Source organism: Aliarcobacter butzleri (genome assembly GCF_900187115.1).
In the GTDB taxonomy this organism is placed as follows: Bacteria; Campylobacterota; Campylobacteria; order Campylobacterales; family Arcobacteraceae; genus Aliarcobacter; species Aliarcobacter butzleri.
The window spans coordinates 1,511,433-1,529,569 of sequence record NZ_LT906455.1 but is presented as its reverse complement, the minus strand read 5'-3'; the positions used below and the strand labels follow the sequence as shown (position 1 = coordinate 1,529,569).

Sequence of the window (18,137 nt, the reverse complement as noted above, 5' to 3'; positions counted from 1 at the left end):
AGTAAGATTTGAAACTTATAAATGGGAGGTTAGTGTACCTGGTGGGCACCACAGGCTTCAACCCTGATTGACGGTTTTGATGACAACGCCGTGGGAGGTTCGATTCCTTCACCTTCTCGCCATTTAAAATGGCTTAGATTATAGCTTATTTCTAATACTACAAAGCTTAATATAGGTAAATGTTTTTTTACTTAAACTACTTTAAAAAATAATTTAATACAATATCAATAAGTTTAATTTTAAAAATCGGGAAACAAAATGAAAAAAATAGTTTTAGCCTTGGTAATTTTGATAATTTTAGTAATCACAATAGTTTTTTTATATCCTTCTGAAAATAGTAACAATGATATAAACTCAAAAGATTATCAAGAAATATCTACAAAAAAGAATGACCCAAAATTTCAAAATGATTTTGGAAATATGTATGCAAATGGTACTAATGTTCATCAATCATATGAAGAAGCTATAAAATGGTATGAAAAATCAGCAAATCAAGGTTATGCAGAAGCTCAATATAATCTTGGAACAATGTATCAAAATGCTATTGGAGTTGAACAAGACTTTAAAAAAGCTATAAAATACTACAAGCAAGCAGCTGAACAAGGACATGTTGAAGCAAAAGAAAATCTTGAAGCAATTTGCGAAGAAAATCCAGAACTTTGTAAATAAAAGTAGTAATGAAGTAGATTATAAATATAATAAATAATCAAATACATAAGGAAATAGTATGAAAAAAGTGATTAGCTTAGTAACTCTGAGTATTTTGGCATTAGGTATTAGTGGTTGTAGTTATAGAAATGATTCAGGAGTTAGTATTCCTGATAATTTAAATGCTATGTCAGCATCAAATGTTTTAGTAACAGAAGATAGTTTGAATGACAAAAATTGTGTAACAATAAAAGAAATAGATACAAGTGTGAAAAAACTAACAGTTTTTCATAAAGATCCGACAAAAGAACAAGCAAATTTTGTCTTAGCTGAACAAGCAAAAAAATTAGATGCAAATGCTGTGAGAAATGTAAAATATAGTTCTGGAGTAGGATTAACAACTTGGGGATATATGGATGCTAAAGGTGATGCTTCTAAGTGTGATTTAAAATAGTTTAGAAAATATTAGACTAAAAGAAAGAGTTTTAAAACTCTTTCTTTATATCTTGAATTATTTCAAGATTCCAGTTTTCATAGCTTCACAAAGTTTTTTAGCTCTAGTTTTTACCTGTTTATACCAATTACTTTGTTCCATATTTATAGAAGCTTCAACATACTTTCCATCACTTATTAGCTTAAGAGTATTTTTAAAGCTAAGTAGCCCTTTTATTCCCATATTGTAAGCCATATCTATTAGAATAGCTTGTCTTACATCATCTAATTTATCAAAAAATGACAACTCTTTTGATAGGGCATTTTTAACTCTCTCAAGCTCCTTTTTTAACCAAGTTTTAGCTATTTCTTCACTTACTTGATAGCTTGTTTTTGAAGTACTAGTAGTTGCACCAATACTTTTTAATTCATCTTGGTTCAAAGGATTTGCTTGAATATTTCTTCCATAACCAATAGTGTCAAATCCAGCAGGACATTTATAAACTGTTTTACTAAAACCTTCACTTTGTGCCGTAAAAGGTAGTACAATTTCTATTGCTGACATTGTTAACTCCTATTGTTGTTGATAAGGGTCATATGTTTGTGCAAGTATAAACATAGTTGTATTTTTATCTATTGTTTCGACTTTTACATCGTGAGATATAACTCTTTTCAAAAAATCTTCCATCTCTTGTTGGCTAGTCCATGTTTGTTTCATTCTTACACTATACTCTTCATACCATTTTTTGATAGCAGTTTTATCTTTGAGATACAACCATTTCCCTTTTGAGCATATTGCAACACTATCGCTCATATTTGCAACATTTTTAATAATTGATGCTTCTTTTTCTTTATCTCGTACATGTGCAAGATAATTAACTTGAGCTCCATGTTGTATTGGATAGTATTCCACGGATTTTCGTTTTTTCTTTATTGCATTAACTTCATTTCTAAAAGAAATTTCTTCATCTTTTAGAAACTCAGCTACTGCATTTATTGTAGAGTCTGCTCTTCCTTGAGTATGTTTTTCTATTTCTACATTACTAGCTAAAACATAGTTTAAAGGGTTTAATATCTCTTCAAAATCGAGTTCTGAAGGTATTGTATGTGCTTGAGTTGTAAATGATACTATATCGTGAGTATCATAATCTCCAGTAATAAAATAAGAAGGGTTATTTAAAAAATCTTTTTCAAAATTTTCTTTAATAATTAAAACATTTCTATCATGTTTTAACTCTTTTATTTCAAGATGATTAGCCTTTTCTTTACCTTCTTTAGTTAGATAAATACCAAAGATTTTTTTGCCATTAAACTCTCTGTAATATGTAACATATCCTTCAAGTTTTTCAAAAATACTTTCAAGACCAATTTCTTTTAAGAATTGATATTCTTTTGATGAAGTGTCATTTTTTAATGTTTTATCAAACATTATTGAGTGAGGTTTTGTACCTGCACCATATCTCATAAGTTTTAAGACTGGTGCTTTTGCTTCACGAAAACTTATTGCACAATTAAAAATTCGTGTAAACTCGGCAATTCCAACAATGTCTTCTTCAAGAATAAAACTTTCAATGATAGGATTAATATCATCTTCTTTTATAAAATACTCATTAAACTTCTTACTCATCTTAGTTCTCCTAAATATTTATTTTTATCTCTTTTTGTTGTTTTTTATCAAGTATCACATCATCAATAAATATATTTTGATGTGATATCTTGATAGTATGTAAACTAACTTTCTTAAATATTCTTATAAAAAAGTTAGGTTTCTTTGATGAAAAAGTTTTATCACCTATTTTATATACTTCAAATTTAAAGCTAATTTCTAGTGTGTAATAAGGATAAAAAAGCATATTAGCAATTTTGTTTAAAGGTAGTGAAAATTCTTTATAGAACTTAGGTAAAATAGTGGCGTATCTATATAAAATATGCTCTTTTAATTTATCTTGAGCTATAGATTTTTCACTTTCTAAAATAGATGATAAATTAGCCAAAGAAATGGTAGTTTTCATTTTATTCCATCCAAAATGGTTTTTTTTCAAAGCCTATATGATATACTAGCCATTGCATTACAACTTGATGTTCTCCTAAATTGATAATATTAAAATTTTTTTCTATACCTATAATATATCCTTTGGGAGACTCACTTAAACAACGATTTATATATTCTTGAGCTTTTATTATTTCATTCTCATCATAGTTTACATCTGGGTCTTTGTGACCTACAGTAACTCTTTTGATAAATTGAATAGAACTTAAATTGAAAACTTTAGCCATTTCTTATCCTTTTATTGAATCTCTTCTTTTTTACTTGAAGAATTATCTGCTTTTAATTTATTCGATTCTACTGGGGTAATAGAATTTTGAATAATATCAAGCACTCTAGAAAGACCTTCTGTCATTCCACCATCTTTTGCTTGCAACTCAACATGGTATTTAGCAGATGTATCAGTTTTTCTTGAATTCTCTTTATGAGAACTAATTGAACCTTTTACATTTACTTTTGCTTTAAAGCAACCAAATCCGAAACTTGCTTCTGCTTCTAATGTTCCTGATTTATCATCAGAAGTTTTTTCTTCTTCAGAAGTTTTTACTTCCATATCAAAAGTGATATTTAAATCTGTAATCGATAGACTCGGAATTTTTACGATAGATAAAAGAGGTGTTTGAACAACCATATCTGTTGATTCATAGCCTGTTATTTTCCCTTTGTCATCGTATTTAGGAGTTTTGTTTTGATATTTGAAGTCAATTGTTCTAACTTTACTTTTATCTTTGTCTTCAAATCCAACTGTGTTGATAAATGTTGCTGTTGAGTTTGCAAGTTTTAATTGCGCATCGCAAGCCGCCAAAAGTGGTGCACCAATAAGTGAATCCATTGGTAAACCAGTGAATTGATTAGTAATTTCTGTTGCCATAATAATTTCTCCTTTTTTAATATATTTTTTTGTAAGTTAGTTGAAGATTTTTATTCTACATTGTCTGTTCCCTCCTTATTTTGGATTAGCTCTTTTGTATAACCTTGAGATTTGTTTATAAGTTCGTTTATCATTCTTGCTGTTCCCTCTGGTAATTCATGTCTAACCATTGTTAAACTAATATGGGCACTTATTCCTTTTTGTTTTGCAATACCTCCACCTATGATGTCAACTTGTAAAGTTGGTAATTTATTGAATTCTTTTATTTCAGATTCTTCACTAGCTTTTGTACTTTCAACTCCTACTAATTGTAAGTCAAAATCTGTAGTGATTTTTTCAATATGAACAGGATTTATAGGTAAGAGATTTATGTATGGAACTTCATAATATTTTGTTTTATAACTTGTCTCATCCGAATTTGGAATACCAATTTTTAGTTTTTTTGGAAAAATACCAGGAAGAGGTTCATCTGTTTTATTTCCTAAAGCATCTTTTTTTAATTTTTTTGTAAAAAAAGTAAAAAGATGAGAAAGTTGAGATTCTTCTACACTACTTTGAGCTTCTGCAACAGATTTTGCAATAGAAATAACAATATCGCTTAAAGAATTAATACTTGAGTTTTCTGACATTTTATATCCTTTTTTTTATTATTTTTAAAAATTTATCATAAATCTTATAATTCAAATTATAAGATTTATAGCCGATTTCATGGGCTATAAATCTTATAATTTGTCAAGAGATTTTATGTATAATTTTCAAGGATAAAAAAGTTTTAGTGTGAGAAATTTAATAAAAAAGGAATCAAGATGAAAAGAATTTTGAAAATATCAATAGTATTGATTTTGTTATTTGCAAATATATCTTTATTTGCAAATAGTGTATTAGGTGATCTTACTACTAGATTAGATAAATGTGTGAGCTTTGAAAAAGAAGTTAAAGAAAACAAGGCTTTAGATTATAGTTTGTTTATGAAATTAAACAAAGAAACAAAACAAAATGAGAATTATATTTATCCAGTTCCTATTAATGAAAAAGAAACTGTTCGATTATATACATTTCCAACACAAGAACAAGCTTATACTAAATTAAAAAGTTTAGTAGATAAATATACAGTTTTGGAAAAGTTTGCAACTATATTTCCTTTATTAGAGAGTAAAGAACAAACTATTGATTTGCAACCATCTATAAAAGATGAAAATAATGGGTTTAATTGTTATATCAAAAAAAATAAAGAAATTTGGATAGCATCTTATCCTTATGGAAAAAAAGATAGAGAAGAAAAAAAAGTGATTACTATTATTGAGGATAATGGTACAAATACTAAAATGTATTTTTATAAAAAGAATACATTTGATGAATAATTGTATTAGACTAAAAGAAAGAGTTTTAAAACTCTTTCTTTTTAGTTTATAATTATTGCTTTATGCGTTCGAGGAATTACTTCTCCGATTATGCTTGCATAACCAAAACTATAATCTTCTAATTCTTTTATAAACTCTTTTGCATCATCTTTTTTCATTGCTATTAAAAGTCCACCAGAAGTTTGAGCATCACAAAGTAGCGCTTTATAAATATCTGAAACATTTGGTAAAAATTCAATTTTATCTTCCACATACTTCATATTTCTTCTTGTTCCTCCTGGAATTACATCATTTGACGCAAAATCAAAAGCTTCTTTTACGAAAGGAACATCATTGTGAGAAATATTAAGTGTAATAGAGTTATTTGTACACTCTAATGCATGTCCCATAAGTCCAAATCCAGTTATATCAGTACAAGAACTTACTTCGTATTTTCTCATCATTTTTGATGGTAAATAGTTTAAACTTGCCATAATTTTTGCACAATCTTTTATTAGATTTAACTCTAATAAATCTCTTTTTATAGCAGTCGTTAAAATACCCATTCCAATAGGTTTTGTAAGAACTAAAACGTGACCAATTTTTGGTGTGTTATTTCTTATAATTTCATTTGGATGTATCATTCCAGTTACAGATAATCCATAATACATCTCAGGTGATTCAATAGTATGACCACCTAAAAGCACTCCACCACACTCTTTAATCTTACTATTTCCACCATCAAGTATCATTTCTAAAGCGTCTTTTGGAATATTTTTTCTATCAAACCCAACTATATTCATAGCTGTTTTTACTTCTGCTCCCATAGCGAAAACATCACTAAGTGCATTTGCAGCTGCAATTTGACCATAAATATATGGATCATCAACAACAGGAGTAATGAAATCTAGTGTCTGAACTATGGCTTGAGATTCATTTATTTGATAAACACTTGCATCTTCACTTGTATCAAAGCCTACTAAAATTCTTTCATCATCTGGCGTTAAGTGGCAAATTGTTTGTTTTAGATCCCCCGGACCCATCTTTGCAGCACAACCAGCGGCTTGAACGAATTTAGTTAGTTTATATTCGTTATTCATCGCATATCTTCTTTCTAAAAATTATATGTATTATACTTAAGCAAGATTAAATTTGTAGTTAATTTAAGTAAAAAATTTTTTACTATTTAAGTTTTTACTTATAAATAATTCACTATTATTTTCTTCTATTTTAGTTCATAGACCATAGGTTATGGTTTTACATAAAGAGAGCTTGATACTTCCTTTATCTCTAAATATAGAATATATTAACAATAAGAGATTACACATGAAAAGAAAAATATTTCTAGAAATGACTACCCCATTACCTACTTTTTATAGTAGAAAAAATCTATTTACAAGTACAAAAGACTATATATATCTAACAAAATAATTTTTATAAAAATTGTTTTATTAAAAAATTGAAATATATATTATTAAAATAACTTAATGCTTGATTTCTGACTCTATTTTGAAAATAGAGAGTTCTTCTAAAATTTTAAAGAAGTTTTAAAAGGGCTTTTTACCCTAAAAAAAATAAAGGAGTTATCATGAGTGATAAGTTAAACGATAGACGTAACTTTATCAAAAGAGCTTCGATAGCAGCTTCTGTTTTAGCAGGATCTGTTGTTGCAACAGCAGCAACAAGTGAAAATAAAGCAAGAGGTGCAGGAAGTAATGTTGGTAACGGAGTTGTTGTTGGAACATCAAGAAAAAAAGAGATTCTTTATAAGAAATCAGTAGCTTGGGAAAATTTTTATAAAGCTGCAAATTAAATTTAATGAAGGAGGATATAAATGGGAGCAAATAGCTTTGGACGAAGAACATTTTTAAAGATGGCTTCACTTGCAACAGCTGTTACAGCTACATCTGCCTTTGCTAATACAGAGAAAGTTTTAAGAGATGCAACAGAAGAAGAGATTAAAAATCCTTTTCCTGGTTCAAAATTGATAAAAACTATTTGTATGCATTGTTCAGTTGGTTGTGGAGTAGTTGCAGAAGTTCATAATGGTGTATGGGTAAGACAAGAAGTAGCTCAAGATCACCCAGTTAGTAGAGGGGGACACTGTTGTAAAGGTGCAGATATGATCGATAAGGTTAGATCTACAAACAGATTACAGTATCCAATAGAAAAAGTAGCTGGAAAATGGAATAGAGTGTCATGGGATGATGCTATGACAAAGATTTCTAATAAACTATTAGAGTTAAGAGAGAAATTTGGTCCAGATTCAGTTATGTTTTTAGGATCAGCAAAAGTAAGTAATGAACAAGCCTTTTATATTAGAAAGTTTGCTTCAATGTTTGGAACAAATAATATAGATCACGTTGCTAGAATTTGTCATAGTCCAACAGTTGCAGGAGCAGCAAATACATTTGGATATGGAGGAATGACAAATCACTTAGGTGATATGCATAATTCTAAGGCGATTTTAATAATGGGTGCAAATCCAGCAGAAGCTCATCCAATTGCGATGCAACATATATTAAAAGCAAAAGAACAAAATGGTGCAAAAGTTATAGTTATCGATCCAAGATATACTAAAACAGCAGTAAAATCTGACCTTTACTGTAGAATTAGAACTGGAACAGATATTGCTTTTTTATATGGGGTAATTAGACTAATTCGTGATAATAAATGGTATAACAAAGAGTATTTAGATAACAGAGTTTATGGAGTAGAAGAGATATTTAAAGAGTGTGAAGAGTATACTCCTGAAAAAGTTGCAGATATTACAGGCTGTAAACCTGAGGAGTTGATACAAGTTGCAACATTATTTGCAAGTTCAACTCCAGGAGCTTTGATTTGGAATCAAGGTTGGACTCACCATACTATTGGTTCATCGAATACAAGATTAGGAGCCATTTTACAATTATTACTTGGAAATGTTGGAGTAGTAGGTGGTGGATGTAATGTTTTAAGAGGACATGATAATGTTCAAGGTTCAACTGATATGGGTTGCCTTGCTGATACACTACCAGGTTATTATGGTTTAGCTGAGGGTTCATGGAAATACTTTGCAAAACAGTGGAAAGTAGATTATGAGTGGCTAAAAGGAAGATTTAAATCAAAAGAGCTAATGGAAGCAAAAGGTAATACTTTATCTTTATGGAAACATAGTGTTCTTGATGAATCAAATGCAAAATATAATGGTGGTTCACCTATAAAAGCTCTTATTTGTATAGGAAATGGTGTATCAACTGTTACAGAAACTCATAAGTCAAAAGAGGCTTTAGATAAACTTGATTTAGTTGTATTTATTGATCCTTATGTGAACGACTCTGCTGTTATTACAACAAGAAATGATAATATGTTCTTACTACCTGCTGCTTCACAAGTAGAGAATAGTGGTTCTGTTGTAAATACAGGAAGAAGTACACAATGGAGAAGCCAAGTTGTAGAACCACTTTTTGAGTCAAGAAAAGATCAAGAGATATTATTTGATTTTGCAAAAAGAATGGGATTTTATAATGAGTTTATTGCAGGTATGGGGAAAGGTGATAACTTTACTTGGCCAGAAGATGCAACAAATGAGATTGCAAGAACTTTAAAAGCTCATGGTTTAACAGGTGTTACTGCTGAAAGATTAAAAAAACATCAAGAGAATTGGCATTTATTTGACTCTTCAACTTTAAAAGGAAGAGGTCTTACAGAAAAAGAGTATTATGGATTACCATGGCCTTGTTGGAGTGAAACACATCCAGGAAGTCCTGTTTTATTTAATACAAGTTTACCTGTATCTCAAGGTGGTATGGGATTTAGAACAAGATTCGGAACACAAAGAAATGGTGTAAGTTTACTTGCAAATGAAGGAAGTGCACCAGTTGGTTCAAGAATCAAAGGTGGATATGATGAAATTACAGCTAAAAATATTGAAGAATTAGCTGGAATTACTTTAACTGCCGAAGAGAAAGCACTTGTTGAAGGTACAAACTGGAAAACAGATACTAGTGGAATTTTAGTAAAATATGCACTTGCAGCTGGACTTACTCCTTTTGGAAATGCAAAAGCAAGAACTATAGTTTGGGAGTTTATTGATAATGTACCAAAACATAGAGAGCCTTTACACTCTCCTAGAACTGACTTAGTTGCAAAATATCCAGCAACTAAAGATATACCAAATCACTTTAGGATTGATGTTAGGTATCAGAGTGAACAATTAAAAGAAGATTGGGCAAAAAGTTATCCAGTAAATGTAATTTCAGGAAGAGTAGTTGAACATATGGGAACTGGAACAGAGACAAGAGCATCACATTATCTTTCAGAGTTAAATCCAGAAATGTATGGAGAGTTAAACCCTATTTTAGCTGGAAGATTAGGATTAAATGATGGTGATATGATGTGGCTTTATGGAACTGGTGGTGGAAAAATAAAAATTAAATGTAAAGTTAGTTTAAGAGTAGATGAAAAATCAGTATTTTTACCTCAGAACTTCTCTGGTTGGTGGAGTGGAGAAGATTTAACATATAGATATCCAAGTGGAACAGCACCATATGCAATGGGTGAGAACTCAAACCAAGTTACAAGTTATGGATTTGATCAGCAAACAGCTTGTCCTGAAGTAAACTGTTCGCTTGTAAGAATAGAAAGAGCATAGGAGAGTAGTCATGAGTAATAATGTAGATTTTTCAAGAATGAAATTTTATTGTGATGAAAACCTTTGTATTGATTGTAATGGTTGTGTAGTTGCTTGTAAAGAGGCACATGAGATACCAGTTGGAGTTAATAGAAGAAAAGTAATTACTGTAAATGAAGGAGTAGTTGGTAAAGAGTTTTCTTTATCAATGGCTTGTATGCATTGTGCAGATGCACCTTGTCAACAAGTTTGTCCAACAGATTGTTTTTATATAAGAACAGATGGTATAGTTTTACATGATAAAGATAAGTGTATAGGTTGCGGATATTGTCTGTTTGCTTGTCCTTTTGGTGCACCACAATTTCCAAAGAATGGTGCATTTGGAACAAAAGGGAAAATGGATAAATGTACAATGTGTGCAGGAGGTCCAGAAGAGACGAATTCTCCTGAAGAGTTCCATAAATATGGACAAAATAGAATTAGTGAAGGTAAAGTTCCTATGTGTGCTTCAATGTGTTCAACTAAAGCGTTACTTGTTGGAGATGCCAATGAAGTTGCTTTAATTAAAACATATAGAGCAACACATAAAGGAAAAGGTATTGCAACTGATTCTTATGGATGGTAGGAAATAATATGGAAAATAGCTCATTTTTTCAAAGAAATAAAGCATATATCTTTACTCTTTTAGGGCTATCATTAGTAGGATTTGTATTTGTTAAATTCTTGATGATTATGGATTGGGAATATCTAATAAAATATACAATTCATGTCTTAACTGGTGGAAACTTGGATGGAGTTCTAACTCCTGCTGATTCAGGTTATAAAGCAATGGTAAATACAGCTTTTGGACCAAACTATGAAGCAATAGCACCTGAAATAATAAGAGCTAGTAATGAAAGACAACTTTTTATTTGGTGGGTTTTTGTTGGTGAAATTGCAATTTTTTGTTTTATGTACGCATTTTATGGAAGAAAAAGTGCAGTAATTACAAGACCAAATGATGAAGTTGAAGTATTTTCGCTATTTCATAGATCAATAATTTGGTTGAATGTATTTATAATTATTGTACTAATAATCACTGGATTTAATATAACTTGGAGTTTAAGAAGTGGTGGAGGATATATTCCATTTATCTTAAGAGGAACTCATGAAGTTACAGGATTAATTTGGTTTCCAATTTGGTTACTAATGACTATTATTGCTTTTAAAGATATAAAACTATTGTCAAAAAATAGCTTGATTAATAAACTTGTTCTTCCAGGGAAATATAAACCAATGAAAAGAATAATCTTTATCGTGTTTGTTGCAATGGGAGCAGGATTGTTGACAAGTGGAGCAACTATTTGGTATTTGCATCCAGATGCTTTTACTCATGCTCATTATATTCAATTTAAAAGAGCATTGCTTTATGTTCATTTTGGGTCAAGTGTTTTAATAATGTTTTTCTTGATGGATTTTGTGTATTCAGCTTTGGTTGCTGTAAAAGGTAATTTAAAAGGATTAATTACAGGAAAATATCCAAGAGAGTATTTAGAACAATTAGCTCCTGATATCTTAAGTGATATTGAAAAAAAATAAAAAATTCTTCTTTAAGAAACTATGACTAAAGTCTTAGTCTCTTAAAGTAAAAAATATTTTACCTTTTAAGTTTTTACTTATGAAAAGTTTTATATTATCAATTCTTAATTAGTTCATAGACCATAGGTTATGGTTTGGCATAAAAAGAGTTTTGGACTCTTTTTATATCTTAAAAGAACGAAACAATACACAAAGATGATATTATGAAAAGAAGAACATTCTTAAAAACAAGTGCTACAGTTTCGAGTATTGCTATTTTATCTCCAAATTTTATTTTTGCAAATGAAGAAAAAAATCCATTTGGAATTACAAAAAATCCTAGAAAATTCTCATTAAAAAATAGTTATGAGTTTGAACCAAGTAAAGAGATAACTCAATTATGGATACCACTTCCAAAAGATGATAGTTATCAAAAAGTTGTAGATTTTGCTTATAAAGGAAACTTTACTGAAGCAAAAGTTGTAAAAAATCCTTATGATACAAGAGTTTTATATGTAAAGTGGGATAAATCAGATATTAAATCACAATTAGAAGTTACTTTTGATGTTGTTATGCAAGAAAGAACAACTGATTTTTCAAAAGCGACATCAAATATAAATTATCCTTTTGATATAAAAGAGTATTTAAAAGGAACAGAGCATATTCCTGTAACTGCAGGTTTAACAAAATATGTAGAAGAGATTACAAAAGGTGCTAAAACTCCACTAGAAAAAGCTAAAGCAATTTATGAGTGGACAACTACAACTATGTATAGAGATGAGAGTGTAATTGGTTGTGGTGTTGGTGATGCAAAAAAATCTATTGAAGAAAAAATATATGGTGGAAAATGTACTGATATAAGTTCAGTTTTTGTTTGTTTACTTAGAAATGCAAAAATTCCAGCTAGAGAAACTTTTGGAATAAGAGCAGGGCAATCAAAAATCTCAAATGCTTGTGGTAAAGCTGATGAAAAAGGTTTTGCTGATGTTACAGGTGCTCAACATTGTAGAGCAGAGTTTTATATAGATGGACTTGGTTGGGTTCCTTGTGATCCTGCTGATGTTGCAAAAGTAAAACTTGCAGAAAAACTATCAAATGATGATAAAAAATTACAAGATGTAAAAAAATATTTCTTTGGTTCTTGGGAAATGAATTGGGTTGCATTTAACAGTGCAAGAGATTTTGTTTTAGAGCCAAAACCAACACAATATCCATTAAATATGTTAGGTTATCCTTATGCAGAAGTTGGTGAAGATGTAAAAGATTATTATGCACCAAAAACTTTTGTTTATAATTATAAATCTCAAGAAGTTTTATGAAAAAATCTAATTTTGCGATAATTGGGGCAGTTTTTACTGCTCTTTTATCAACTTTATGTTGTCTACCTGCATTTATTTTTCTATTTTTTGGAGTATCAAGTGGAGTTCTTAGTTTTTTTACAACTTTAGAATATACAAGAGTTCCTCTTGCTATTTTAGCTATAATTTTTTTTATATTTACAATTTATACTTTTAGAAAAAAAATATCTTGTAGCTGTAATAAAAAAGAAAAAATAAAACAATATTTTCTTTTTACTATATTTTTTATTTTGATACTTTTATTACTTTTTTATCCTGAATTAATACCACTTTTTATGGAGTAGTTTATGAAAATAATAGTTCTTCTTTTTATGATTTTTAACTTATCATTTGCATCAAAAATTACTGTTTTTAAAGTTGAAGGAATGCACTGTCCTCTTTGTACAACAGCAATAAAAAAAGCTATTAATGAAATTGATGGGATAAAAAAAGTAAGTGCTAGATTAAATACAAAAGAAGTAACAGTTGTTTATGATGAAGAAAAAGTGAAAATAGAAGATATTTTAAAAGCAGTTAAAACAACTTCATATGAAGCAGTTGAATTAACTACTTCTAAATATGAAGAATAATTATATTCCTAAAAGAGTAGGAAACCATCTATAAACGATAAATAAAAGTAAAAATCCAAATAAAAAGATAAGTCCTAAAATAGATAAAGTTTCTAAGAATTTACCATTTCTTAAATCAGCAGGAAGTTTTGTACTTTTTACTAGCTTATAATTTAAAAGTGCAAAAATTGGTGTTGTTGTAAAAGATAAAATCATTGCAAAATCAAGCATCGCTCTCATAGAACTTGTAAAATAGACAATTATTAAAAAACCTAAAATACTTATAACTATCGTCCATATAGCTACACTTTTGTTATTTGCTGATTTATTGTGTTTTATTAATGAAAAAGCCTCTGCAATAGCTCTTCCATAACCATCAATAACAGTAATAGATGTTCCAAACATACAAGCAAAGGCAATAAAAGCTATTAGAAGTCTTGACCAATCACCTATTACAGATGTGTACATAGATACAAGTTGATGAGAAAATGCTATACCATCTTTAAATTCATAAGCACTTCCATGTAAAACTAAAGCACCAAGAGCTAAAAAGAACACAGCTAAAATAGCTGTTGATATATATCCTACATTGAAGTCCATTAAAGCATTTTTAGAGTTAATACTCTCTTGTTTCATTTGGCTTTTTAACCAAAGAGAACCAATACTTGATATTTCTATTGGTGCTGGCATCCAACCTGTTAAAATAACTATAAATCCTAAACTAGCTAAAGTCCAAGGTGATGGAGAGATAAAATCTTCAACAACACTAACTTCTTTTGTAGCTGCCATAATTACAGCCAATATTGTAGAAATACTTAGTGTTATCATAATAATCTTTGATACATTATTTAAAAGATGATATTTCCCTGCAATAAGAATAAGTAAACATCCAAAAATAATAATAAAACTAAGCAGATTGATAGTAAGTTTTATAGGAATAAAATAACCAAGTAAACTTGCAGCGAACATTGATACAGCAGCAGTATTTACAACAGCTGCAATTATTGCTAAAACTGTAAACAACCAAAGCCAACTATTTCCTAATGTAGCATATCCTTCTATTAAACTCTTTTTTGTTGCCATTGTATATTGAACATTTGATAAAAAGAATGGGTATTTAAAAAGATTTACTAAAAGTATAAAAATAGCTAAACTCCAACCATACAAAGCCCCTGATTGTGTTGAAGAGACTAAATGTGAACCTCCAATAGCAGCAGTTGCCATCAAAATTCCTGGTCCAAATATTTTATAAATATTTTTTAATTTATTAGTCATTTAAACTCTCTTCATTAAATTTGTAAGTTTTGTGTTGGATTTTAACAAGGATGTTTTTTTCTGCTAAATCTTTGAACAGTTTTATTAAAGTTGGTTTTGAGATAGAAAATTTGTCCATAATATCTGAGTATGAAGCAACAAAAAGATTTTCATTGTCTAAGTTATTAAATATATATTTTACAATTTCAACTTGTTTACTATCAGTTATTGCAGAAATTGTTCTTATTACATTATCATTTTTTTTCAACTCTTTTTCTTGTAGTTTTGGAAGAATAACATCATATAAACTTTTTAAAAGTTCTTTTAGATTTATTGGTTTTATTATGTAATTTTCAACTTTTAGTTTTATTGCTTCAAGTAAATAGTGTGTGTCTGTATGTGCTGTTGTTAAAATAGTTGGAATAAAAATATTTTTGCTTTTGATATATTTTAAAAAATTGATACCATTTTCATCTTTGAGTAAAATATCACAGATTATTACATCAATTTTATGTTTGAGTAAAACTTCATAAGCTTCAACTGAAGTTTTAACAGCATAAATGTTATTTACAAAATCTTCTAAAACATCAGTTGTATGTTTTAACAAACTCTCATCATCTTCAAGATATAAAATATTAATATTCTTTAAAATATGTAAATTATTATCTATCATCTTTTATTTAAACCTCATTCTCATATAGGGGGATTTTTATTGTAAAAGAAGAACAATTAAAAACTCTATCATCTTTTATTTTATGTAAAATATTTCTACAAGTTATTTCACCATTTATATGTTTTTCAATTATTTGTTTTGACATATAAAGTCCAATTCCTGTTCCTGCACTTTTATATTTTGTAGTGTAGTATGGTTCGAAGATTTTTGGTAAAATTTCAAGAGGAATACCTCCTCCATTATCTATAATATTTACAAAAAGATGATTCTTTCTACTATTTACAACAATTTTTATAATTCTATCATTTTTATCAACATTACTTATTAAAGCGTCCTTTGAATTTGAAATAATATTTAAAAAAACATGAGAAAGTTCATTATAATAACTGTTTAATTTTACATCTTTTTTTACTTTTAAAATTACATGAATATGCTCTTTATTTAAAAAGTATTTTGATAATTCAACTGAGTGTTCGAGACAATTTTTTATAAAAAATTCACTTTTTGTTTTATTTGGAGAAAAAAAGTTTTTGAAATCATCAAGAGTATTTGACATATTATTTGCTAAAAATAGTGCATCATTTACTTTATCATCAACAAAGTCTAAAGTTAATTTTCCTAGGTGCATTTTTGTTTGAAAACTTTGGATTATCATTGTGATAGAACCAAGAGGTTGTCTCCATTGGTGAGCAATATTATTTAGCATTTCTCCTAAAGAAGCAAATCTTGCTTGTTGGAACATAATAATATCTTTTTTCCTATTTAGTGCAACCTCTTTTGAAATTCTTTCTTCAAGATTATTATTTAGTTTTTTTAGCTCTTTTGTTTTTTCATTTACTTTTTGTTCTTGCGAGTTATGAAGTTTTTTGAAGTGGTCTGTAATAAGTAAAGATAAAATAACTGAAAATAAAAATACTATAAAAATAGAAATTATTGAAAAAACAATAATAGTATTAAAAACATTATCTGTGTTTCTTTTTTCATTTATTGTAACTTGTAAATCATAGTTTATAAGTGAAGTTAAATATGTAGAAATTGCATTTATTTCAAAATTTAGATTCATAAAATAGCTACTATCATTTGTTGTTTTTAAATTATTTATTTGTTCTTTTATAGACTCTTTTTTTATATTAATATTCTCAATAATTGAGTTTTTTAAAGAGAAATTTTCATAAGAGTTATCTTCTTTTACAAAATTTTTTATTAATGTTATTAAAAACTTTTTATTCTCTAAATTTGTTTGAATATTATAAAAATACCAGTTTTTATCAATAATTTCTAAAGCGATATTTAGTACATCTAAAGATTGTTCATAATCAACTCTTTTTTTTTCAAAATCAATTAATGTATCTTGAATATTTACTTTATAAGAGTCTTTTATTCGCTCAAGTTGGATTAGAGTTTTTGTTCTTTTATCAAATAAAATATCAAAGTCATGTTTTAAAGTAAAAATAGATATTTGAGATAGAATAATTATACAAATCATTCCACCAGCAATAATAAAAATTAAAAAAGATGTTTTATAATTGAATTTTAAATTATCAAAATATAAAAGAAGTTTATTAAAAAAGTTTTTCATCTTTCTAACTCAATAAAATGCTCATTTTCATACTTGAATAAATAAGTTTGATTTAATAATTGTGAATTTTTATATTCCAAATGAATTCCTTCTAATAAATCACTTGGAGTTGTTTTTAAAGCAAATATTAGTTTATCTCTTGTAATTTTTCCATCAATTCTTGAAATTGCATTTACCAAAACTTTTGAAGATAAAAATGCTTCAAAAGATAAAAATCCTAAAGGTTTATCACTAAAATATTTTTTCATTACCATTTGATATTCATTTACAATTTTTAGATTTTGATTTTCATAGTTTGGAACGACTTGTGAAAAAATTATATTTTTTGTATCTGTATTTAGATTTTTTAACTCTTTTACCATAGAATTTGCATCACCAAATGAGATATTACAAAATATCACATCTTTTAATTCTTCATCTTCTTTTGCTTTTTGTATAAATAGCGAATTTGCTTTATATGCACCACTTATGAAAATAACTTGTGGTTTAACATCTTTAATTTCATTAAAAGCATGAGAAATAGATAAGGTATTTCTATTGTAAGAACCTTCTGCAAATAATTGTCTATTTTTTTCTTTTAAAGCATTTTTCAAAGAGATATAATTTTCCTCTCCATAAATGTCATTTTGATAAAAAATTGCAACTCTTTCTAGTTTATTTTGACTTTCAAGATAATTTACTAAATTCTCTATCTCTTCTTTATATGAACTTCTAAAATTTATAATATTATCACTATTATTTCTTAAAAAACTAGCACCTGAAAATGGCGCAAAAAAAGGAATATTTTCATCATAAATAACGGGTAAAACTCTTTTTATCGTTGGAGTTCCTACAAAACCAAAAAGAGCAAATACGTTATTTTTATGTATAAGCTTTTCTATATTTTCATAAGTTAATTCAGGTTCATACTTATCATCATAAGCCAAAAATTTTATTTTTTTATCTTTTAATAAATTAAATTCATTTGCATAATTAAAGTAGCTATTTACTCCATTATTTACGGCTTCTCCCCATAAATCTATACTTCCACTATATGGAATAGATGAACCAATAACTAAAGTTTTTTCGTCAAAAGTTTCATCTTTTAAAAGTAAATAAGCAAACATAAAAATAAAAATAAAAATAAATGATTTTTTGATTAGTTTATACATCTTATTATTATATCTAAAAACGTTCTAACTTTATCTATATAGCGCTATTTTGTGGGAATTATTTAAA

General features: G+C 28.1%; 21 protein-coding genes and 1 tRNA gene. 11 read left to right on the top strand and 11 right to left on the bottom strand.

Annotation, left to right across the window (positions count from 1 at the left end; all coding sequences use genetic code 11):
* Window positions 1–23 precede the first annotated feature (23 nt).
* The 3 genes from CKV87_RS07610 (at window position 24) to CKV87_RS07600 (ending at window position 1,102) form a co-directional block, all read left to right on the top strand.
* Window positions 24–122 (top strand) — tRNA-Sec (locus CKV87_RS07610).
* Window positions 123–258: 136 nt separating this feature from the next.
* Window positions 259–669: a tetratricopeptide repeat protein gene (locus CKV87_RS07605; protein ID WP_012013163.1), complete on the top strand. Its 411-nt coding sequence runs from the start codon at window positions 259–261 to the stop codon at window positions 667–669.
* A gap of 58 nt (window positions 670–727) precedes the next feature.
* Window positions 728–1,102, top strand: coding sequence for a hypothetical protein (locus CKV87_RS07600; RefSeq protein ID WP_012013162.1), 375 nt, complete (start codon window positions 728–730; stop codon window positions 1,100–1,102).
* Window positions 1,103–1,159: 57 nt separating this feature from the next.
* Here the strand turns inward: CKV87_RS07600 and CKV87_RS07595 are convergent, their stop codons facing one another.
* The 6 genes from CKV87_RS07595 to CKV87_RS07570 are packed head-to-tail and all read right to left on the bottom strand — an operon-like array spanning window position 1,160 to window position 4,627.
* On the bottom strand, window positions 1,160–1,645 hold the full coding sequence (locus CKV87_RS07595; protein ID WP_012013161.1) for a glycoside hydrolase family protein: 486 nt from the start codon (window positions 1,643–1,645) through the stop codon (window positions 1,160–1,162).
* A 9-nt stretch (window positions 1,646–1,654) separates the two neighbouring features.
* Window positions 1,655–2,707 carry a hypothetical protein gene (locus CKV87_RS07590; protein WP_012013160.1) on the bottom strand — a complete coding sequence of 351 codons (1,053 nt, stop codon included), beginning with the start codon at window positions 2,705–2,707 and terminating at the stop codon, window positions 1,655–1,657.
* A gap of 10 nt (window positions 2,708–2,717) precedes the next feature.
* Window positions 2,718–3,092 (bottom strand): hypothetical protein, encoded by a 375-nt coding sequence (locus tag CKV87_RS07585; protein ID WP_012013159.1) that lies wholly within the window; start codon window positions 3,090–3,092, stop codon window positions 2,718–2,720.
* Between the two features lies 1 nt (window position 3,093).
* A complete protein-coding gene (locus CKV87_RS07580; protein ID WP_012013158.1) occupies window positions 3,094–3,357 on the bottom strand; it encodes a hypothetical protein in 264 nt (87 codons plus the stop codon).
* An 11-nt stretch (window positions 3,358–3,368) separates the two neighbouring features.
* The gene (locus CKV87_RS07575; protein ID WP_012013157.1) at window positions 3,369–3,998 is read right to left on the bottom strand and encodes a DUF2589 domain-containing protein; all 630 of its coding nucleotides are present in this window, start codon (window positions 3,996–3,998) and stop codon (window positions 3,369–3,371) included.
* Window positions 3,999–4,048: 50 nt separating this feature from the next.
* Window positions 4,049–4,627 (bottom strand): DUF2589 domain-containing protein, encoded by a 579-nt coding sequence (locus tag CKV87_RS07570; RefSeq protein ID WP_012013156.1) that lies wholly within the window; start codon window positions 4,625–4,627, stop codon window positions 4,049–4,051.
* A gap of 177 nt (window positions 4,628–4,804) precedes the next feature.
* On the opposite strand from CKV87_RS07570, the gene CKV87_RS07565 reads away from it, so the two are divergent.
* A complete protein-coding gene (locus tag CKV87_RS07565; RefSeq protein ID WP_012013155.1) occupies window positions 4,805–5,359 on the top strand; it encodes a hypothetical protein in 555 nt (184 codons plus the stop codon).
* Window positions 5,360–5,400: 41 nt separating this feature from the next.
* Here CKV87_RS07565 and selD read toward each other — a convergent pair whose 3' ends face one another.
* Complete coding sequence (gene selD / locus CKV87_RS07560; protein WP_012013154.1) at window positions 5,401–6,438, bottom strand: selenide, water dikinase SelD; 1,038 nt, start codon at window positions 6,436–6,438, stop codon at window positions 5,401–5,403.
* Between the two features lie 488 nt (window positions 6,439–6,926).
* On the opposite strand from selD, the gene CKV87_RS07555 reads away from it, so the two are divergent.
* From CKV87_RS07555 to CKV87_RS07525, 7 genes are all read left to right on the top strand, one after another.
* Window positions 6,927–7,151 carry a twin-arginine translocation signal domain-containing protein gene (locus CKV87_RS07555; protein WP_004509743.1) on the top strand — a complete coding sequence of 75 codons (225 nt, stop codon included), beginning with the start codon at window positions 6,927–6,929 and terminating at the stop codon, window positions 7,149–7,151.
* Between the two features lie 21 nt (window positions 7,152–7,172).
* Complete coding sequence (locus CKV87_RS07550) at window positions 7,173–9,971, top strand: molybdopterin-dependent oxidoreductase (protein WP_012013153.1); 2,799 nt, start codon at window positions 7,173–7,175, stop codon at window positions 9,969–9,971.
* A gap of 10 nt (window positions 9,972–9,981) precedes the next feature.
* Window positions 9,982–10,575, top strand: a complete 594-nt coding sequence (gene fdh3B / locus CKV87_RS07545; RefSeq protein WP_004511367.1) for a formate dehydrogenase FDH3 subunit beta — start codon at window positions 9,982–9,984, stop codon at window positions 10,573–10,575.
* Window positions 10,576–10,583: 8 nt separating this feature from the next.
* On the top strand, window positions 10,584–11,528 hold the full coding sequence (locus tag CKV87_RS07540) for a cytochrome b/b6 domain-containing protein (protein WP_012013152.1): 945 nt from the start codon (window positions 10,584–10,586) through the stop codon (window positions 11,526–11,528).
* A 203-nt stretch (window positions 11,529–11,731) separates the two neighbouring features.
* Entirely contained in the window at window positions 11,732–12,826 is a 1,095-nt protein-coding gene (locus tag CKV87_RS07535) for a transglutaminase domain-containing protein (RefSeq protein ID WP_012013151.1), read from the top strand.
* Window positions 12,823–13,149: a mercuric transporter MerT family protein gene (locus tag CKV87_RS07530; RefSeq protein WP_012013150.1), complete on the top strand. Its 327-nt coding sequence runs from the start codon at window positions 12,823–12,825 to the stop codon at window positions 13,147–13,149. Before CKV87_RS07535 ends, CKV87_RS07530 begins: the two co-directional genes overlap by 4 nt.
* Before the next feature lie 3 nt (window positions 13,150–13,152).
* On the top strand, window positions 13,153–13,434 hold the full coding sequence (locus CKV87_RS07525) for a heavy-metal-associated domain-containing protein (RefSeq protein ID WP_004509739.1): 282 nt from the start codon (window positions 13,153–13,155) through the stop codon (window positions 13,432–13,434).
* Here CKV87_RS07525 and CKV87_RS07520 read toward each other — a convergent pair whose 3' ends face one another.
* From CKV87_RS07520 to CKV87_RS07505, 4 genes are read right to left on the bottom strand one after another with little or no spacing between them, the layout of a single operon-like run.
* Entirely contained in the window at window positions 13,435–14,688 is a 1,254-nt protein-coding gene (locus tag CKV87_RS07520; protein ID WP_012013149.1) for an NRAMP family divalent metal transporter, read from the bottom strand. It lies immediately after the preceding gene.
* The gene (locus tag CKV87_RS07515) at window positions 14,681–15,340 is read right to left on the bottom strand and encodes a response regulator transcription factor (protein ID WP_004509737.1); all 660 of its coding nucleotides are present in this window, start codon (window positions 15,338–15,340) and stop codon (window positions 14,681–14,683) included. Before CKV87_RS07515 ends, CKV87_RS07520 begins: the two co-directional genes overlap by 8 nt.
* Before the next feature lie 7 nt (window positions 15,341–15,347).
* On the bottom strand, window positions 15,348–16,919 hold the full coding sequence (locus CKV87_RS07510; RefSeq protein WP_012013148.1) for a sensor histidine kinase: 1,572 nt from the start codon (window positions 16,917–16,919) through the stop codon (window positions 15,348–15,350).
* Window positions 16,916–18,070 carry an ABC transporter substrate-binding protein gene (locus tag CKV87_RS07505; RefSeq protein ID WP_012013147.1) on the bottom strand — a complete coding sequence of 385 codons (1,155 nt, stop codon included), beginning with the start codon at window positions 18,068–18,070 and terminating at the stop codon, window positions 16,916–16,918. Before CKV87_RS07505 ends, CKV87_RS07510 begins: the two co-directional genes overlap by 4 nt.
* Between the last annotated feature and the right edge of the window lie 67 nt (window positions 18,071–18,137).

Bases quoted from the DNA above. Each gene is read 5' to 3' on its own strand.
- CKV87_RS07605 (WP_012013163.1), top strand. From the start codon at position 259: ATGAAAAAAATAGTTTTAGCCTTGGTAATTTTGATAATTTTAGTAATC.
- CKV87_RS07600 (WP_012013162.1), top strand. From the start codon at position 728: ATGAAAAAAGTGATTAGCTTAGTAACTCTGAGTATTTTGGCATTAGGT.
- CKV87_RS07595 (WP_012013161.1), bottom strand. From the start codon at position 1,645: ATGTCAGCAATAGAAATTGTACTACCTTTTACGGCACAAAGTGAAGGT.
- CKV87_RS07590 (WP_012013160.1), bottom strand. From the start codon at position 2,707: ATGAGTAAGAAGTTTAATGAGTATTTTATAAAAGAAGATGATATTAAT.
- CKV87_RS07585 (WP_012013159.1), bottom strand. From the start codon at position 3,092: ATGAAAACTACCATTTCTTTGGCTAATTTATCATCTATTTTAGAAAGT.
- CKV87_RS07580 (WP_012013158.1), bottom strand. From the start codon at position 3,357: ATGGCTAAAGTTTTCAATTTAAGTTCTATTCAATTTATCAAAAGAGTT.
- CKV87_RS07575 (WP_012013157.1), bottom strand. From the start codon at position 3,998: ATGGCAACAGAAATTACTAATCAATTCACTGGTTTACCAATGGATTCA.
- CKV87_RS07570 (WP_012013156.1), bottom strand. From the start codon at position 4,627: ATGTCAGAAAACTCAAGTATTAATTCTTTAAGCGATATTGTTATTTCT.
- CKV87_RS07565 (WP_012013155.1), top strand. From the start codon at position 4,805: ATGAAAAGAATTTTGAAAATATCAATAGTATTGATTTTGTTATTTGCA.
- selD (WP_012013154.1), bottom strand. From the start codon at position 6,438: ATGAATAACGAATATAAACTAACTAAATTCGTTCAAGCCGCTGGTTGT.
- CKV87_RS07555 (WP_004509743.1), top strand. From the start codon at position 6,927: ATGAGTGATAAGTTAAACGATAGACGTAACTTTATCAAAAGAGCTTCG.
- CKV87_RS07550 (WP_012013153.1), top strand. From the start codon at position 7,173: ATGGGAGCAAATAGCTTTGGACGAAGAACATTTTTAAAGATGGCTTCA.
- fdh3B (WP_004511367.1), top strand. From the start codon at position 9,982: ATGAGTAATAATGTAGATTTTTCAAGAATGAAATTTTATTGTGATGAA.
- CKV87_RS07540 (WP_012013152.1), top strand. From the start codon at position 10,584: ATGGAAAATAGCTCATTTTTTCAAAGAAATAAAGCATATATCTTTACT.
- CKV87_RS07535 (WP_012013151.1), top strand. From the start codon at position 11,732: ATGAAAAGAAGAACATTCTTAAAAACAAGTGCTACAGTTTCGAGTATT.
- CKV87_RS07530 (WP_012013150.1), top strand. From the start codon at position 12,823: ATGAAAAAATCTAATTTTGCGATAATTGGGGCAGTTTTTACTGCTCTT.
- CKV87_RS07525 (WP_004509739.1), top strand. From the start codon at position 13,153: ATGAAAATAATAGTTCTTCTTTTTATGATTTTTAACTTATCATTTGCA.
- CKV87_RS07520 (WP_012013149.1), bottom strand. From the start codon at position 14,688: ATGACTAATAAATTAAAAAATATTTATAAAATATTTGGACCAGGAATT.
- CKV87_RS07515 (WP_004509737.1), bottom strand. From the start codon at position 15,340: ATGATAGATAATAATTTACATATTTTAAAGAATATTAATATTTTATAT.
- CKV87_RS07510 (WP_012013148.1), bottom strand. From the start codon at position 16,919: ATGAAAAACTTTTTTAATAAACTTCTTTTATATTTTGATAATTTAAAA.
- CKV87_RS07505 (WP_012013147.1), bottom strand. From the start codon at position 18,070: ATGTATAAACTAATCAAAAAATCATTTATTTTTATTTTTATTTTTATG.